Here is a 17,401-nt window from a genome sequence, read left to right as displayed (position 1 = left end):
CGTTCAGAAGTGTCTTCACCTCCTTTCATCAATCTTTTCCGCTTTTACCGTGGGCAGGTGTCATATATACTATGGATATATGAATGCGCTTACTTATCTTAATTGGCAAAGGAAGAAGCACATGAATGAAATGAAGGAAGACAAATATGTCATCGGAGAACAACAATTCTCCATTCATCACATCTACCGTACCGGCTTCACCGTTATGCCCAGACCTCATGTTCATGACAATTATGAGCTGTATTTTTTGCTGCAGGGCGAACGCATCTACTTTATGAACGGCAAGGTATACACCGCTCGCAAGGGCGATCTGATATTCATCCTCCCTCATGACTTACACTCTACCGCCAGTACACAATTGGAGGAAACAGAACGCATTTTGATTCATTTTTCCCCGACGTTTCTCCCACAGCAGGATCATGACATTCTGGATCTACCGCCGTACCAGCAATCTGCATTGCTTCGCTTACCGGCTAGAGAGCAAGTCGAAGTTGAACGGCTGTTCCTACAAATGAATACCGAATGTAGGAATAAGCAGCCTCTGCATGACCGCTGTGTACAGCATTTGCTGCTGGAAATGCTTATCCTGGTGCACCGATCGGAAGCGGCCGAGCGTAGTGAACTTGTTTCCTCTCATCCCATGCATCAGAAAATCACAGAAATCTCGTCTTTTATTCAGGACCATTTCAATGAGCCGTTAACTCTCGAACAAGTGGCCGCCTGCTTTTTTATTAGTCCGGCTTACCTAAGCCGCATCTTTCTGAAATTGACTGGCTTTCATTTCAGCGAGTACATCCGCGTAGTGAGGGTCAGGGCGGCTCAAACCAGACTGCGAACTACCAAAGACAAAATCCAGCACATTGCGGAGGATGTCGGCTTCGGTCATGCCTCACATTTTAATAAAATCTTTAAAAAAATAACCGGACTCTCCCCTCTTCAATACCGTAAACAGGTTCGATAGGTATTCAGTGTAAATAATTAGGCGTTAATTTTATACATCCACTCTTGTCTTGTTTTTCCATTTTTATATCTGCTTGCTCTTTCATGGAACTAAAGACAAGCCACTTGGATTAGGTAAATTACATAACAAAAAAGCCATACTTCGCTGCAATGTATGCAACGAAGTATGGCCTATTACATCATCCATTCTATAATTTCAAGATGATATTCATCGTTTATCCATGACCTTTATTGTAATGCTTTGATATCCTGTAGCAGCATTTCAATATTTTCTTTCTTTGTGGCCCAACTGGTGCAGAATCGAACAGCAGTATGGGTATCATCAGTCTTTTCCCAAAAGGAGTAAGTATATTTTTCGCTCAATGCCTGTAATATACGATCTGCAATAATCGGAAACTGCTGATTGGTTGTTGAATGATATTGGAAAGAAAATCCTTGCTCGGATAATCCTTTTTGCAGCAGCATGGCCATATCTATGGCGTGTTTGGAAATCTCAAAGTATAAACCGTCTTCAAACAGCGTTTCAAACTGAATGCCCAGCATTCTCCCCTTAGCCAGCAGCCCTCCTTTTTGCTTGATCATGTATCTGAAATCTTGTTTCAAAGCATCATTTAGGATAACTACGGCTTCGCCCATCATTGCTCCAATTTTAGTGCCGCCTATATAAAACACATCGCACAGCTTGGCTATATCTGCCAAAGATGCATCACTATCCTCTGCAACCAAACCATAGCCTAAGCGGGCTCCATCTATAAACAGCGGTAAACCATATTCACGACAGACTTTACTTAACACTTCCAGCTCCGATCGGCTATAGATCGTTCCATTCTCGGTCGGTTGAGAAATATAAACCATCCCGGGCTGTACACAATGCTCAGGAGCAGAATCACTCCAGTGAGCGTCGTACAGTTCCTTTACCTGTTCACCCCGGATTTTCCCATCCTCGCTTGGCAATGTCAGTACTTTATGTCCAGTAGCCTCAATTGCTCCGGTCTCATGCACAGCAATATGCCCAGAAGTTGCCGCAATGACACCTTGATGCGGACGCAAAATCGAAGAAATGACCGTTGTATTGGTCTGTGTACCTCCAACCAAAAAGTGTACATCCGCATTTTCGGAGTCACATGCTTTTTTAATATAAGATTTGGCTTTTTCACAATGATCGTCCACACCATAGCCTGGGGTTTGTTCCTCATTCGTCTCCAGTAGTCGCTTTAAAATACGCTCATGAGCACCTTCGGTATAGTCGCATTCAAATCGTATCATTCTGTATCCTCTCCGAAATATCCAATTTCTTCTGAATTAACAACATAGATGCATGTAATTCTGTAATCTCTTCTTCTGAAAGTCCTTGAACTAATCTTAGAATTTGTTCATCAGATCTTTCATTCAATTGGTTGTAGAACGTTTTTCCTTTGGGTGTCAGACGAATTAGATTTGTTCTATTATCCAACGTTGAATTTTCCTTAACAAGAAAGCCCTCTTTGCAAAATTTAGCAATGATCCTGCTCATATAGCTGCGATCAATTTGAAGAGATTCGACCAGAGTATTCGCAATACACGGTTCGATCAACCCGATCTCTATAATGACACGTGCCTCGGTAAAGGAATATCCGCTATCCAGCACATGTCTGTCTAAAACACCAAGTAAATTCGTATAGAACCGATTAAAACGCCTCATATCCGCTATGATATTAGCATCGATATTGACCATAACTCCCCCTATTTAGTGGACTTTTGCAACAATTATAGTAATGATATTTGTTGACTCTGTCAACAAATAAAAAGATCGTACATAAAGACATTCGCCTCATGTACGATCCGTATTTATAAGAAAAATTGCAGTATATTCTTATCTGTATTTACCTACATGGTCAATGAGCTATCGGTATTTATAGACTTTTCCTGCTTCTGCTTCCGCTTCAGCTTCAGATGAGCTACGACCATATACAGAGTCGGTACAACAAACAAGGTTAAAATGGTCGAAAAGATCAGTCCAAAAATAATGGTCGTTGCCAACGGTTTGAAGAGGATTTCCCCTATTGTGGCAATAGGGATCATACCCACAATCGCAGTTAGCGAAGTAAGCAAGATCGGACGGAAACGGGCAGAACATGCCATAAGAATTGCGTCTGTCAGTTCGGCTCCTTCACGCCGCGCATCTTCAATAAACTCTATCAACACAATACCGTTGCGCACGACGATACCGGCCAGTGAAATGATACCCATAATACTCATGAATCCAATTGGCATGCCTGAAATAAAGCTTCCAAGAATTCCGCCTGCCGCTGCCAGATACACAGTGGTCATAATAATGAACGGTGTGGAGACGGAGTAAAACTGCATCGTGATCAAGAGCAGGATGAGAAACACAACAATAATAGCTAACTTGCCCAGATCTGTAAAAATATCAGATTGCGCGGATGTTTCTCCGCCCATCTCCCAGGTATAGCCTGGTTCAAACTGTGTATGGGTTAGTTTGCTACGGATGTCATTAGTAAGTTCTGTAGCCGTACGCCCATTTGCATTGGCTGAGATCGTTACTGTCCGCTCCAAATCATAGCGGTGGATTTGCTGAATGGAAAAGTCCGGTTTCATCGTGACTAACTGGGATAAGGGAATTTGCTCTTTTGCCGCATTGGTTACACTTAATTGCTGGAACAATACCTCAGGATCATCGTTTGGTTTATTCATGTATATATTGATATCCAGTAGTTCCTTACCTGTATCAAAATCCGTTACATTAACTCCGTCACCCATTAACAGCAGCGTACGTGTCAAATTGGAATAGCTAACCCGATATTTATCCAATGCTTGTGGATTGACTTGGAAATTCAGATTATAGCTTTGCATTCCCATATTATCGGTCACATCTACAGCTCCGGGGGTCGCCGCAACCATTTCTTTGACTTTAGCTGTCATGTTTTGCAGTTTATCAATGTCTTCTCCCTTCATACGGATAGACACCGCACTGCCGACCGGGATGCCTAATTGAGGAACCCGAATGCTGATCAATGCAGATGGATATTTGGCTTGAAGCGTATGAGTCCAGCTATCCACTGTTTTTTGGAGATCGAATAGCCCCTCTTTTCCAACGACAGCAAGTTGACCGTTGACCGCTCCCCCGGAGCCGTGACCGCCTGCAACATCGCTATACATCTGAGGCGCTCCTCCACCTGCCGTTGCCGACAGCCGTTCTGTTTCTGGTTGTTTTTTGACCCACATGCCAATCTCGTTAATAACCCGATTGGTTGCCTGCAACGACGTTCCTTCTGGCATCGTTACGCTGATGGTGGCATCTGCTTGATCGGATTCTGGGAATAGTTGAATGGGAACAACCGCAAGTAGTCCATAAGCGGCTGTACCCATCATAAGACCAACCAGCGCTGTTAAAAGTGGACGCCGTAGTATTTTTGGCATCCAGTTTTTAGAGTACACATTGGATAGAGACTGGATTTGATGCCCCAGAAGCCCAGGTGGCTTAACGGTTTGGTTCCTCTCTTTTCCTTTACGACGTTGATCATACCATTGGCGGAAAATAGGAATAATCGTTAGCGACATAATCATGGAAGCCAGCATGGTTAACGAAATAACGGTAGGGATCGGTTTAATAAAGTCTCCGATATTACCCGGCAGGAATAACAGCGGGGCAAATGCTGCAACCGTAGCTAGCGTAGCTGTAACGATCGATAAGGATACCTCTTTGGTTCCTTTAATGGCTGCCTCCGTAGCATTTTCCCCAAATTCAGAGCGTCGGCGTTCAATGTTGTCATTGACCACGACCGCATCATCAACCAATATCCCTAGCACGATGATGAGTCCGATGACTGATATTTGATTCAGCGTAGTTCCTGTCATGGGCAAGAAAATAAAGCCGATGGCGATGGAAACAGGAATGGCCAACGCTACAAATGCAGAAGTTAGCAAATTCAAACCTAAAGTACATATCACAATGACCGATAAAATAGCAATAATCATCTCTTTGGTCAGGTTTCCAAATATATCACTCACTCGATCATTTTGTGCAAAAAGCAGTTCAAAATGTACATTCTTCGGCAAACTGCTCGCAAGCTGATTGATTTTAGCTGTTGTTGCTTTGGATACCGTCGGCACATCCGTTCCTATATCCCCGCTTACACTGATCGAAATAGCAGGCTTGGTATTCACATACGTATAACTAGCTGCTTTTTTAAAAACAAGCGAGGCAGTACCTATATCCTTCAAAGATATCGGAAATCCATCGTCATTGCTTGAAATCTGGACGTTATTCAGAATCGATGGGTCCGTTGAGGCATTTACCGTCAGCTGATAAGTACGCTCATTGAAATCCATACTTCCTGTAGGTACTCTATCATTCTCATCCTTGATCGCTTGGACAACCTGCTCCCAGGAGAGGTTATATTGTTGCATCTTTTGCGTGTCTAAACTAACTCGTACCTCTTGCTCGGGTACTCCTTGAATATTGACCTGCGAAATACCAGGGACTGTTTTTAATTGATCTTTCCATTTGTTCATTAATTCATTTAACGAATATAAATCCTCAACCTTATCAGAAGTAATCGCATATGAACCAATGAAAGAGCTAGTCATGCTATCATTGATCATAGGCTGCATCGCATCCTCTGGAAGCTCAGATTGTGCATCCTCTACCTTCGTACGAAGATCAGCCCATACTTTGGTCGGGTCCGCATCATTCAAAGCTTCTATGATGATACTGGATTGGCCTTTCGATGAAGTAGAGGAAATCGTTTTGACACCTTGCACAGCTTTAATTTTCTGTTCCATGATCTTAGTAATGGTTTGCTCGATTCTTTCAGGTGAGGCACCCGGATAGATCGTTGTAACACTAGCTGTCATAGGAATAACATCAGGCTGCTCCTGTTTGGGTAATGATGTAAAATTGAAGAGCCCTAGCAGTATGCACATGCCAAAGAAAATAAGCGTAATTTTCTGCTTTTTAACAATATATTTAATCATTCGGACGACTCCTCCGATTTCCCAAGCACATCATTCCCAATTAAATCGCCATTAAATAAGGTTCCTGCTCCTTGTGTAACGATTTGATCGCCTGCCTGTAGTCCGGAGAGAACTTCGAATTGATTATTCGTCACTTTTCCCACTTTAATCGTGGTTTTAACAGCCTTACCATTCACAGCTTTAAATATATAAGGGTCACTTCCATTGCTAATCACGGCTTCCACAGGCACTAACAGTGCTTCCGCTTGATTCACACTTTTAGATGCGCTGATGACTTGACCAGGTTTCCAATTCAGTTCAGGATTAGGAATGCTAACTTCCACATTAATACTGCCCGTTTTGGTATTCGTGGATGGATAGATCTGAGTAACAGTCCCTGTTCTAATTTCATCATAGAGAGAAATATTTACTTTTTGGTTTTTCTTCCATGATAAGATTTCGCTATCCGGTACGGGCAGAAGTACTTTTAAGGTCTTGATATTCCCGACAATGAATGCCTCACTTCCACTGGAGCCCAGTTGACCATCGGCTACTTTTTTTTCAATGACCACGCCCGTGATCGGGGAGGTTAAAGTCGCTTTTTTAAGTGACAAGGATGACTGTTCATAAGCAGCCAATGCATCCTCGTAGGTAGCTTGCGCCTGAGCTTTACTGGCTAGCCCTTGCTGTTTCGTAGCAATAGCGGTCTCCAGCCCTGCTCTGGCCTGCTCTATACCAGCTGAAGCCTGGGTACGTTGTTCCTGCGAGGCGCCTGCAAGCAAGAGAGACAGCTGCTCTTGTGCGTCACTTAAACTTTTTTGTGCATTCGTTAATTCCAGCTGTGCATTCTCATTTTCCGACAATGATGCTGCGCCTGCCTGGAACAGGCTCTGTGTCCGTGCGGCATCCGCCTTTTTCTTATTGTAAGCATTGGTTGCCGCAGTAACCGCATTTTGTGACTGGGCAATTTCCTGTTTTTTGGCGCCATTGTTCAATTCCTGCAATTTCGATTGGGCCGCATCGACCTGGGATTGCGAACTATGAATACCCGCCTGTGCCGATTGAACAGAAGCCTCCGCTTGGCTAAGACCGGCCTTTGCCTTCTCCATGGTTGCCTTGGCCCGATCCAGCTGCAACTGGTAAGCAGATGTATCCAACTTCGCAAGGACGCTCCCTTTTTCTACGGAATCCCCTACCTCAACCATAGTGTTCAATATACGTCCATCCGCTTCAAAGGAAACACTAGCTTCATTACTTGCCTGCAATGTTCCTGCCAAATTAAAATCATTGGCCAAAGGTTTCATTACAAGCTTCTCTACTTTTACCGGGTGACTGGCTTGTGTTACAGAGTTCTCCGTTGCACTGGAGCAACCGGAAGCTACTATAGCTAATGCAATCCCTGTAATCATGATCCTGATTCCTTTTCTCTTCAACTTCATGTCATCCTCCCTGATTCTCTCTTCTAAAGGTGCTATCAGCAACCCGTGGGTCAAGTAAACTTTTTCATTTCTTGTTTCATGTTATAACAATGAACACACAAAAAAATCGTACAAAGGGGCAAGCACCTTATGTACGACTGGGCAATGAAATAACATATATTTAGTTAACATCTCTAAAGCTGTAAAATACCACGCTCCAACGAAACAGCAACGGCTTCGGATCTAGAATCAACACCAAGCTTGTTATAAATATTCGTTAAATGCGCTTTGACGGTACGCTCGGAAATCCCCATATCAAAGGCAATTTCTTTGCTTTTAAAACCGTGTGCAACCGACTTTAATATGTGCCTTTCCTTATCAGTAAGAACTAAGCTGCTTTCGTGCGGCTCTGGCTTGGCTTCTTTCTTATTCGTTGCAGCGAACACCCTAGCTGTTATTTCTGGCTGAAGCAACGTTTCGCCTCTAAGTGCTGACTCAATCGTGCGAAATAAGTTTTCCCGACTGGTATCTTTTAACAAATATCCCTTTGCCCCTAAAGAAAGTCCTTTAATCATGAGATCATCTTCGTTATAGGTAGTCAGGATAATGACTGGCGTTTCATTTTGTTTTTCTCTGAGGGCTTTCATAGTTTCCAAACCACTCATTTGTGGCATATATAAATCCAACAATATGACATCCGGTTGGAGTTCTTCGATCAGTTTAAGAGCTGTTGTACCTTCTCCGGCTTCACCAATAACTTCATAGCTGTCATTGGTCTCCAACACCAGCTTTAACCCTTCTCTAACGACCCAATGATCATCGACGATTAAAATCTTGTATTTCATGATAGGTCTCCTTTAGTAAGAGGCGCCTCTATTTTTATAGCTGTACCTTCTTGAACTATACTGTTGATATTTATGTTTCCACCCAGCATCCGTACACGTTCATGCATACCTATAATTCCGTAATGTCCTGTCTGCTTGGCAATAATATCCTTATCAAATCCTTTGCCATCATCGCGAATCTCGATTTCAATCTTGCCTTCGTTATCTAAAATATGAATCCATACGGTATTCGCATGTGAATGCTTCGCTACATTGGTTAAACATTCGCTTATTATAAACAATCCATGTTCGAACAACAGTCTGGGGACGGAAGCTTTAATTTTGATGTTGCGTATTACTCGAATGCTCGTAGCCATAGTAAATCGCTGTATTTCTTCCTCCACGGCCTCTACAAAATCAACTTCCGAGATGGTTTTCGAACGCAGATTGTCTATAGCTCGTCTCGAATCAGACAATGTTCTTCGCACTTGTGACATCGATTGTTGGACGATCTCCTGAGCCCTTTGCGTACTTCCTTTTGTCAGATGAGCATCAATAGCTTCAAGCTGCATGATTAGCCCAGCAAGCCCTTGAGCCAGCGTATCATGCAGATCACGAGCCATACGTTGTCGTTCATTGGCAATTGTAAGTTCTTCCACCTTTTGATGTGCGGCTTCAAGCTCTTTCAGAACATTTTGCGTGCGGATTCGTGCTTTGACTTGTTTGAGAAAAAGAACCGCATAAGCTACTATAACAACGACAATTAGAAAAAATAATGGGATGAACAACACAAATTGCCTGCCCTCATTGTGAGAGACCACAGCCACACAAAAAAGCACATAGGAGATCAAAAATACAAGAATAACCTTGAGCGGCTTATAATAAATACCTATACTCTGACCCACCAAAACGGGCATTAGCCCCACCAGTACTATGGAGAAACTGTCAGGTAGAAGAAATGCACTTGCAAAGATCAATCCCCCTTGTACAACAAAATAAGCCCATGAAAAATATTTTGCAACTCTATGAGCATGCAAGTACAAGAGGATGTGCAATATGATGATTACAGTAAACAAGGAACTTTGCAACAGATATAAACCACCGAACAAATGTTGAAGAATGACAGACTCACTATAAATTATAAAAATCCATATAATAGTTAATATTTTCGAAATGTCCTTGTTCTCAACTTCACCTGCACTTATTTCCGGATCTAGATTTTGAACCTGTACATTGAATTCATCGTTCATAATTCCCTCCTACAATTCTGAATTCATGCTTTTCAACTTATTAGAGACAATGCCGCTATAAGCAGCGGGTCCATTTCGTTTGAACAGAAATCATGTATAACTTATTTTACAAAAAAACGAAAAGAAAAAAACGTACACACGGGCAGCTTCACTTGTACGTTTGGGCATTGAATACTTTTTGTTCGATACGATCCAATTATACGTCATATAAAAAGCACGCAACAGGTTATCCTGTGCGCGCTTGTCCACTCCCTATTCTTCTTCCAACTCATCTGGTACATCATATTTATTGATATGCGAGGTCATTGCTGCAACAGCTTCACTGGCATCTGTTGTGGCCGGTACTTCTCTGACCACATCGTCCGTCTGATCACGAAAATTCAAACGATCTGCCTCGATCTCTTTCTGTTGATTGGGTTTCACTTTTCATGTCGCTCCTTTCTATTCAAGGGTTTGATCTCGTTCTGTTAACGCGTACAATGGCACTTCCCGTTCCTCTTCCGGATTGTTCAGCGCATAGATCCGTGCCGTCTCACGTTGTTCGTTCACATGCTGAATGTAGATGGGTAACCCATCGCACAACACATTTGCCATGATGGAAGAGGACGCTATTTCTTGTGCTCTTTGGACATTCATTTAGAAAAAACCTCCCTCGCTAAATAGGTTCGTCTTTACTATGCACGAGGTAAATATTTGTTATACACATTTCATGCTAACATGCCCTAGTCCTTATTCTTTTGAATTATATTGACTGTTTTAAAACGCAATCATGAAAGGATATCATTTGAAAAAATAAATATTATTGTTATTATGGATTGAGAGATTCAGTTAAAACTGCATCTTAAATGAAAGAGAAGGAAAGGAGTAAGGATGGATGTTAAATGTATTAATGGTTAATTTTCCGGCAGAAGGACATGTAAACCCCACGCTTGGGATCACGCAAGCCTTTGCAGCACGAGGGGACCAGGTTCATTACATTACAACTGAGAAATACAAGAATAGACTCGAAGCAGTTGGAGCGAAGGTTCACCTGCATCCTGATCTGGTCAGGACTGCTTCCATTGATACCAACACTCCGGCAGGACTGAACGCATTTTTGAATATTCATATCCAGACTTCGATGGACATCTTAGCCATCACTCAGGAGATGTCCGAGCGTATTCAATTTGACTTGGTGTTCTATGATCGATTCGGAGCTGGTGAATTAGTAAGAGATTATTTGAATATCCCAGGCATCTCTTCATCCCCATCTTTTCTCATTTCAAATCATCTGATGGCTGCCAATCTCTTCCGCTCCGACGCTAAAGTACCGTTTCAGCCTGATGAACAAGTCACATCTTCACTGCATCTCATGAAAGAAAGGTTCGGTGTTGCTCCCAAAGATCTGGTTCAATTTATGAACAATTCAGGAGCTTTGAATGTCGTATATACGAGCAGATATTTTCAACCGAATGGTGAACAATTTGGGGACGAGCATCTTTTTATTGGCCCCAGCTTCCCGGAGCGCAAAAGAGAAAATTCATACCCGCTAGACAGACTACAGGGTAAAAAGGTTTTGTATATTTCGATGGGAACTGTTCTAGACCATACTGAGGACTTTTTTAACACCTGCATTGAGGCTTTTTCCGATTTTGAAGGCATCGTCGTGATTGCGGCTGGCGAAAAAGCTGACTTTACCAAAATTAATCCAGCCCCTGAGCACTTTATCATCTCACCCTATGTACCTCAATTGGAGGTATTACGTCATACAGATGTATTTATTACTCATGGTGGAATGAACAGTGTGAATGAAGGAATTCACTTTAATGTCCCCTTGGTGGTGCTGCCTCAGGACAAAGATCAGCCCATGGTCGCACAGCGGTTAACTGAACTTCAGGCTGGCTATCGAATAACTAAAGATCAAATCAATGCACAATCGTTAAGAGATGCCGTACATGAGGTCGTGTCAAACGCAGCCTATAAAGAGGGCGTACAAAAAATAAATAATAGCTTCCAGCAATCCGGCGGTACAGAAGAAGCCCTCACCAAAATTGATGCTTATCTTGATGCTTATCTGCAAAATAAGCGCGCCTAAAATTACACAAGCAAAATGGCCACAAAAAACAGGAACCTGACCATCAACGGTCAGGCTCCTGTTTGTGATGCGATTCTATGTGAGAATATCCCACTTCTGGAACGAGGCCAACGTACATTTTCCGCTTGCAAATGCACGAATACCTGTTGATTCCATTCCGGGATACACTCTTCCTGTGAGGACGTATTCACCGTCACCGATGAATATTTCCACAGAGCTTTTATCGACGAAAATCCGAAGCTCCAAACGTCCCTCTTGTAAGCCCAAGGGTACTCTTCTCTCTCCGCCCGGTCCGATACCGGCACGCTCACGGTTAAAACGGAATAGACCGTCATCGGGACGATACGACAGTACCGTCTCCTCTTCGTCGCCCACTCTCAGCTTCAAGCCGAATTCCTCCGTATGGCCAGCCTCGAACTCAAATACCGCCTTCAGCTCGTAGCTATCTCCGGACGTTTCCATAATATGCTCGCCTGTCAGTAAGATATCATGCTGCTCGAACAGATTGGATCGGTAATTCTCCACCTCTTCAAGCGGACGGAACAGCAATCTGTCGTGGTCGATCACCGCTTCCCGCGGAAGACTCATCGCACCTGCCCAATGATGTCCCTGCTGGGTTGGCATCTCCGACTCCCACATATCCATCCATCCGATGATGATACGCCGCCCTTGATCATCCAAGGTTGACTGCGGGGCATAGAAATCGAATCCGTGATCTACCTGAGCATACCGCTCTGCCGTAAATGTTCCAGCCTCCGCATTGAAATCACCTATACCGTACATGGTGGAATGCAGATTACGGTATGCTTCTCCCTGAGCAGGCATGCGCTGTGGAGACAGCATGAATACGTGCCGATCGCCGAGCGGGAACAAATCCGGACACTCCCAATTATCGCCGTAGCGTCCGTCACTCACAGCCAGCACATTGACATACGTCCAGTTTCTCAGGTCTTCAGATCGGTAAAGCAGTACAAGCCCGTTCCCTTGGGCGTCATTAGAACCAAGAACGACGTAGTATTGGTCCTCATGCCTGAACACCTTGGGGTCACGAAAATCTTTGCGGCTGACCGTGTCCGGTATGGCGTCATAACCGATGACCGGGTTGCCCTCCCACTTTTCGAATGTCACTCCGTCTTCTGATACTGCAATTCCCTGTGACTGCTTGTAATCCTGATCTTTGTCGGGGCCGGTTACAACATGTCCGGTATACATCAGGACAAGCTTCCCGTCCTGCTCAACCGCACTGCCGGAGAAGCAGCCATCCCGGTCGAACTCACCGTCCGGAGCCAAAGCAACCGGTAGATAGTCCCACTTCATAAGATCGCGGCTGACTGCGTGTCCCCAGTGCATCGGTCCCCACACCGATTTATACGGATAATGTTGATAGAACAAGTGATACTGCCCGTTATATTGAATGAAACCGTTCGGATCATTCATCCAGCCAAATTCAGCCATTAAATGATAGTTCAGCCGATAATCCGGCCGAAGCATATGCTTGGATTGGGAAATAAATTGATCAGCATTTTCTCTCGTATACACTCTAGTATGTTTGATAAGGCATCCTACTCCTACAGTTATTTAATCGAACCTTGCATAACACCCTGAATAATATATTTTTGGGCAAACAGATAGATGATAATGATCGGAAATATCGTGAGTACCAAACTTGCCATCAATGGCCCATAATCCACTGTGTAGGTTCCATAAAAGTTGTATGTGGACAGCGGAAGTGTCCTTTGCTCAGGATCGACCAGAATGAGCGAAGGCAGCAGAAAATCATTCCAGATCCACAGTACATTGAGAATGGAAATAGTGGCCGTCGTAGGCATCAATACCGGAAACACGATTCGGAAGAAGGTTTGAATTCGCGTGCAGCCGTCAATCAGCGCCGCTTCCTCCAGTTCCTTCGGAATACTCTTTACGAATCCATGATAAATGAAGACGGCCAGCGAGCTACCAAAACCGATATACATGTAAATCAGCGACCATTTGCTGTTCAGCAGATCAAGTGAGCCGTAAATTTTCACCAATGGAATCATGATGGCCTGGAATGGAATAATCATGGAAGCTACCATCAGCATAAATGTATATTGGTTGAACTTGGTATTGTTTCTGACAAAATAATGAGCCGTCATCGCCGCGAACAGGGAGATAAACAAGACACTTAACACCGTTATGACCAATGAGTTAGTGAATGCAGTGATATAATTCATTTTATCAAATGCATTCATATAGTTGGTCATATTGAAGCTCTCTGGAAGCGATAACGGATTCGAGGTAATCGCTATATTTTCCTTGAACGAATTGATCAGCAGAAAGACGAACGGTACGATGAATAATATGAGTAGGACTGTTAGCACAATGAATTTGATCATGGAGGAAGCGATTTTTTTGCTTGCCATTACGCCTCCACCTCCAACTTCTTGCTAAAATAAACCTGGAGCAGAGTGATGAGAGCAACCATCAGGAACAGTACGAATGCTTCTGCCTGCCCCACACCATAGTCACGGGAAAGGAATGCCTTTTCATACACATGCATCGACACCATTTGAGTACTACTGAACGGCCCGCCTTTCGTGAGCGCAAGGTTGACGTCATAGACCATAAATCCACGCTGCAGGGACAAAAATATACATACGATGAAAGAAGGAACCATCAAGGGCAGCACCATTTTCCGCAGTCTAGTCCAGCTGCTCGCCCCGTCAATGCTTGCAGCCTCCATAATATCATTCGGCACACCCGTCAAACCTGCAATATAAATGACCATCATGTAACCCGCGTTCTGCCACACGGTTACAATCACGAGTGTCCAGAACGCTTTGTCAGGATCAGCCAGCCAAGTCGTGCTGAGCGCCTGAATGTCGGCATGTTGTCCCAAATAGACAAGCACGTTGTTGAAGATGAACTGCCAGATAAAACCGAGTACAATACCGCCGACAAGGTTGGGCAGGAAAAATCCTGCCCGGAAAATACTCTGTCCTTTTAACCCTTTAGTCAGCACATAAGCCAGCATAAAAGCGATAACATTGATAAGAACAACGGTATAAAATACATATTTGAGCGTCAAGGCGAACGATTTCCAAAACTCAATATCCCGAAAAACGGCCAGATAGTTTTGGATGCCAACCAGCGTTAGTGTCGTGGAAATACCATCCCAATTTGTGAACGTCAGATAAATGCCGTACAAAAATGGAATGATCATTACCGTTATGAAGGCAAACAAGGTTGGTCCGGTGAACAGCAGCCGTGTCCGTAGCCGGTTCCATACTCCTTTTTCCGCAATCATGGTGATCCCTCTCTTTGTTTCGGATTTCTCTCTCTATTTCCGGGTAATTTGAAATAAGCCTTATTTTACGCTTTTCCAGTAGTTTTCGATTTCCTTAGCCAGTGTTGCGCGATCGCCCTGCTTCGCCAGATATTTTTGCATGGAAGATCCTAGCTTAGACCAGTGATCGGCCGGCAGCAAGCTCATCGACTGCTCTGACTTGCCTTTTGCAATATAATCCTGAATGGATTTGCCAAGTGGATCGGCCGCAGGCAGTGTAATATTTTTGAACGCTGGGATAATGTTCGCTTTGTTTACGAGGAAATCCTGACCTTTCGCATCATAGACGATCCAGTTCAGGAACTTCTTCGCTGCCTCTTGCTGCTCCGGCGTACTCTTCTCCTTGTCAATGACAATACGTTTGGAAACAGCGGATGAAATTTCCTGATTACCGTAGTCATCAGCATTGTTGCTGATGGGTACAGGCAAGAAACCATATTCTTTGTTAGCCGTATCAAAACCGCTGATTTGCGGCCATGCCCAGTTGCCCATGAACCAAATACCAACTTCGCCTTTGCCAAGCAGTTCTGGTCCACGCTCATAAGCGCCTGCCAGTGGGGAAGCCTGATCGATATTGTATTTCATCATGACGTCGAATGTATCCATAAGTCCGTTAAATACTGGATTGGTAGCCAAGTTAGCCTGGCCCGCTTTCAGTGATGCCATAAATTTGTCCACTTCAGCCATGTCTTTGTTCTGGCCTGCATAAGCAAGTGGCAAATAATGAGCGCCTAGGGACCAATCCATTGGTGAAATCACCAATGCTTTCTTCCCAGATGCCTCGATTTGCTGAAACAGCTTTTCAAGATCATTTCGGGTTTTAATTGTGGTGGGGTCAAAGCTTCCGCCTACCGCTTTATCAACAACCGCTTTGTTGTAGATGAATCCGTAGCCTTCAACAGCCAGCGGAAACGCGTAATTTTTACCGTCAAACGTCGTCGTTGTGGTAGCGTTTTCAACAGTGTCCGCATTCCACTTTTCTCCGCTTAGATCGAGGATACGATCCTTGAATTTCTCCACATCACCTGTATCAAGCATGATCATGGTCGGCGGGTTTCCGGATGCATACAATGCAGAGGCACGCTCAAAAGGCGATCCACCGGCCGGAACCGGCTGGATTTCAACAGTAATGCCGGGATTGTCTTTCTGGAACGCCTTGGCGGCATCCTCAAGTTGTGAAAGGATTTCACCCTTAGAGTTCAAAAGTGTAATTTTCACATTTCCTGAATCCGCTGATCCCCCTCCAGAAGCTGAATTGCCTTCTCCTCCGGAGCCGCCGCATGCAGACACCACCATAACCAAAAGAAGCAGCATTACCATCCATTGAACTCTTTTGAATTTCCTCACTGTTGTCATCCCCCTATTTCTGTAATGGCTCTGAACGCTTAAATAAAACGCTTACAAACGGATTATATGTCAAAGAATCATTCTATGTCAATCGTTTGACATGTTAAACCTTTAACATTTTCTAAAAAAAATCTGTTCCCCTTGTTAGAGGAACAGATTTCATTCAGGTCGTTGCACGCTCAATCAGTTCAACAGGCAGCCGATTAACAGGCTGTACCTGCTTTCCCTCTGCCTGTCTACGAATCAGCTCGACCGCCAACCTGCCGATCTCTGCAATTGGCTGTCTTACCGATGTAAGTTCAGGCGTCAGCCAGGAAGCAGCGCTCACGTCATCGAAGCCTACAATACGCACATTCTCCGGTACATGCCGTCCGGCGCGGATATATTCTTTCAGCGCAAAAGCTGCAATAATATCGCTTGTTGCAAACACCCCATCCACATCTGGATGTTCATGAACGAGTTTGGAAATCAATCGCTCGTACTCCTTTTGGTCGAACACATTCAGGTCTGTTTGAACGATTACATGCTCGACACTATTCCTGTTCACGACATCCCGGAAAGCTGTGGTCCGCTCATTGGACAGCATGTTCAGCTCCAGATTTCCACATATATGCGCAATTTTCTGGCACCCTTTGCGAATGAGCAGTTCCGTAGCCAGCTCACCTCCGCGATAATTTTCCGAAGATATGTACGGGATTTGTGGATCAATCTGTCTGTCAAATGTCACAATTGGTGAATTCAAATGTCGGTACTCTTCTACTTCCAAGGTATGGCTACCCATAATGATGCCGTCTACCCGGTTTCGTTTTAACATATCGATATACACTTTTTCCTTCACAGGGTCCATATGCGAATTGCAGAGTAGAACCTTGCACCCCTGCTGATAGGCATAATACTCCACCTGATTAGCAAGCTCACTAAAGAAAGGATGCGAGACATTGGGAATAATAAGACCGATGATATTGGACTGCTTGCGTAGCAGGGATCGTGCTATTTCATTTGGTTGATAATTAAGCTCTTCCATTGCATCGAACACTTTTTTGCGTGTAACTTCGCTGATATAGCCCCGGTTATTCATTACACGGGATACTGTAGTGACCGACACGCCCGCTTTTAACGCCACATCATGAATTGTTGCCATATGAACCTCTTCCCGAACAAAATACATACATGTAAACTATACCCTCTCCTCACCATTTCGACAACCTTAGGTATTATGTGCTTCTCAGACATGAAAACAGCGACAG

Annotated in this window: 15 protein-coding genes; 2 read left to right on the top strand and 13 right to left on the bottom strand. The window is 44.0% G+C overall.

Features of this window, described 5'->3' with window-relative positions; all coding sequences use genetic code 11:
• Window positions 1-121 precede the first annotated feature (121 nt).
• Entirely contained in the window at window positions 122-961 is an 840-nt protein-coding gene (locus G7035_RS12025) for a helix-turn-helix transcriptional regulator (RefSeq protein ID WP_016820412.1), read from the top strand.
• Window positions 962-1,188: 227 nt separating this feature from the next.
• Here G7035_RS12025 and G7035_RS12020 read toward each other — a convergent pair whose 3' ends face one another.
• The 8 genes from G7035_RS12020 to G7035_RS11985 form a co-directional block, all read right to left on the bottom strand.
• On the bottom strand, window positions 1,189-2,226 hold the full coding sequence (locus tag G7035_RS12020; RefSeq protein ID WP_019688681.1) for a threonine aldolase family protein: 1,038 nt from the start codon (window positions 2,224-2,226) through the stop codon (window positions 1,189-1,191).
• The gene (locus G7035_RS12015) at window positions 2,213-2,674 is read right to left on the bottom strand and encodes a MarR family winged helix-turn-helix transcriptional regulator (protein WP_016820414.1); all 462 of its coding nucleotides are present in this window, start codon (window positions 2,672-2,674) and stop codon (window positions 2,213-2,215) included. Before G7035_RS12015 ends, G7035_RS12020 begins: the two co-directional genes overlap by 14 nt.
• A 152-nt stretch (window positions 2,675-2,826) precedes the next feature.
• Complete coding sequence (locus G7035_RS12010) at window positions 2,827-5,937, bottom strand: efflux RND transporter permease subunit (RefSeq protein WP_019688682.1); 3,111 nt, start codon at window positions 5,935-5,937, stop codon at window positions 2,827-2,829.
• Entirely contained in the window at window positions 5,934-7,355 is a 1,422-nt protein-coding gene (locus G7035_RS12005) for an efflux RND transporter periplasmic adaptor subunit (protein WP_019688683.1), read from the bottom strand. Before G7035_RS12005 ends, G7035_RS12010 begins: the two co-directional genes overlap by 4 nt.
• Window positions 7,356-7,528: 173 nt before the next feature.
• On the bottom strand, window positions 7,529-8,179 hold the full coding sequence (locus G7035_RS12000; protein ID WP_016820417.1) for a response regulator: 651 nt from the start codon (window positions 8,177-8,179) through the stop codon (window positions 7,529-7,531).
• Complete coding sequence (locus tag G7035_RS11995) at window positions 8,176-9,408, bottom strand: sensor histidine kinase (protein WP_019688684.1); 1,233 nt, start codon at window positions 9,406-9,408, stop codon at window positions 8,176-8,178. The genes G7035_RS12000 and G7035_RS11995 overlap by 4 nt, the downstream gene beginning before the upstream one ends.
• A gap of 252 nt (window positions 9,409-9,660) precedes the next feature.
• Window positions 9,661-9,831 carry a hypothetical protein gene (locus G7035_RS11990; RefSeq protein WP_013373210.1) on the bottom strand — a complete coding sequence of 57 codons (171 nt, stop codon included), beginning with the start codon at window positions 9,829-9,831 and terminating at the stop codon, window positions 9,661-9,663.
• 18 nt (window positions 9,832-9,849) lie between these two features.
• Window positions 9,850-10,044 carry an H-type small acid-soluble spore protein gene (locus tag G7035_RS11985; RefSeq protein WP_016820419.1) on the bottom strand — a complete coding sequence of 65 codons (195 nt, stop codon included), beginning with the start codon at window positions 10,042-10,044 and terminating at the stop codon, window positions 9,850-9,852.
• A gap of 238 nt (window positions 10,045-10,282) precedes the next feature.
• Between G7035_RS11985 and G7035_RS11980 the strand changes: the two genes are divergently transcribed.
• A complete protein-coding gene (locus G7035_RS11980) occupies window positions 10,283-11,482 on the top strand; it encodes a macrolide family glycosyltransferase (RefSeq protein WP_019688685.1) in 1,200 nt (399 codons plus the stop codon).
• Window positions 11,483-11,557: 75 nt separating this feature from the next.
• On the opposite strand, the gene G7035_RS11975 is transcribed toward G7035_RS11980, so the two are convergent.
• From G7035_RS11975 to G7035_RS11955, 5 genes are all read right to left on the bottom strand, one after another.
• Entirely contained in the window at window positions 11,558-13,021 is a 1,464-nt protein-coding gene (locus G7035_RS11975) for a glycoside hydrolase family 32 protein (protein WP_019688686.1), read from the bottom strand.
• 35 nt (window positions 13,022-13,056) lie between these two features.
• Window positions 13,057-13,884, bottom strand: a complete 828-nt coding sequence (locus G7035_RS11970; RefSeq protein WP_019688687.1) for a carbohydrate ABC transporter permease — start codon at window positions 13,882-13,884, stop codon at window positions 13,057-13,059.
• Window positions 13,884-14,768 (bottom strand): carbohydrate ABC transporter permease, encoded by an 885-nt coding sequence (locus G7035_RS11965; RefSeq protein ID WP_016820423.1) that lies wholly within the window; start codon window positions 14,766-14,768, stop codon window positions 13,884-13,886. Before G7035_RS11965 ends, G7035_RS11970 begins: the two co-directional genes overlap by 1 nt.
• A 60-nt stretch (window positions 14,769-14,828) precedes the next feature.
• Entirely contained in the window at window positions 14,829-16,154 is a 1,326-nt protein-coding gene (locus G7035_RS11960; protein ID WP_016820424.1) for an ABC transporter substrate-binding protein, read from the bottom strand.
• A gap of 163 nt (window positions 16,155-16,317) precedes the next feature.
• On the bottom strand, window positions 16,318-17,322 hold the full coding sequence (locus G7035_RS11955; RefSeq protein WP_019688688.1) for a LacI family DNA-binding transcriptional regulator: 1,005 nt from the start codon (window positions 17,320-17,322) through the stop codon (window positions 16,318-16,320).
• Window positions 17,323-17,401 lie beyond the last annotated feature (79 nt).

This window comes from Paenibacillus polymyxa, from assembly GCF_015710975.1.
Lineage (GTDB): Bacteria > Bacillota > Bacilli > Paenibacillales > Paenibacillaceae > Paenibacillus > Paenibacillus polymyxa.
This window is presented reverse-complemented; position numbering and strand designations above follow the sequence as displayed.

Bases quoted from the DNA above. Each gene is read 5' to 3' on its own strand.
- G7035_RS12025 (WP_016820412.1), top strand. From the start codon at position 122: ATGAATGAAATGAAGGAAGACAAATATGTCATCGGAGAACAACAATTC.
- G7035_RS12020 (WP_019688681.1), bottom strand. From the start codon at position 2,226: ATGATACGATTTGAATGCGACTATACCGAAGGTGCTCATGAGCGTATT.
- G7035_RS12015 (WP_016820414.1), bottom strand. From the start codon at position 2,674: ATGGTCAATATCGATGCTAATATCATAGCGGATATGAGGCGTTTTAAT.
- G7035_RS12010 (WP_019688682.1), bottom strand. From the start codon at position 5,937: ATGATTAAATATATTGTTAAAAAGCAGAAAATTACGCTTATTTTCTTT.
- G7035_RS12005 (WP_019688683.1), bottom strand. From the start codon at position 7,355: ATGAAGTTGAAGAGAAAAGGAATCAGGATCATGATTACAGGGATTGCA.
- G7035_RS12000 (WP_016820417.1), bottom strand. From the start codon at position 8,179: ATGAAATACAAGATTTTAATCGTCGATGATCATTGGGTCGTTAGAGAA.
- G7035_RS11995 (WP_019688684.1), bottom strand. From the start codon at position 9,408: ATGAACGATGAATTCAATGTACAGGTTCAAAATCTAGATCCGGAAATA.
- G7035_RS11985 (WP_016820419.1), bottom strand. From the start codon at position 10,044: ATGAATGTCCAAAGAGCACAAGAAATAGCGTCCTCTTCCATCATGGCA.
- G7035_RS11980 (WP_019688685.1), top strand. From the start codon at position 10,283: ATGTTAAATGTATTAATGGTTAATTTTCCGGCAGAAGGACATGTAAAC.
- G7035_RS11970 (WP_019688687.1), bottom strand. From the start codon at position 13,884: ATGGCAAGCAAAAAAATCGCTTCCTCCATGATCAAATTCATTGTGCTA.
- G7035_RS11965 (WP_016820423.1), bottom strand. From the start codon at position 14,768: ATGATTGCGGAAAAAGGAGTATGGAACCGGCTACGGACACGGCTGCTG.
- G7035_RS11955 (WP_019688688.1), bottom strand. From the start codon at position 17,322: ATGTATTTTGTTCGGGAAGAGGTTCATATGGCAACAATTCATGATGTG.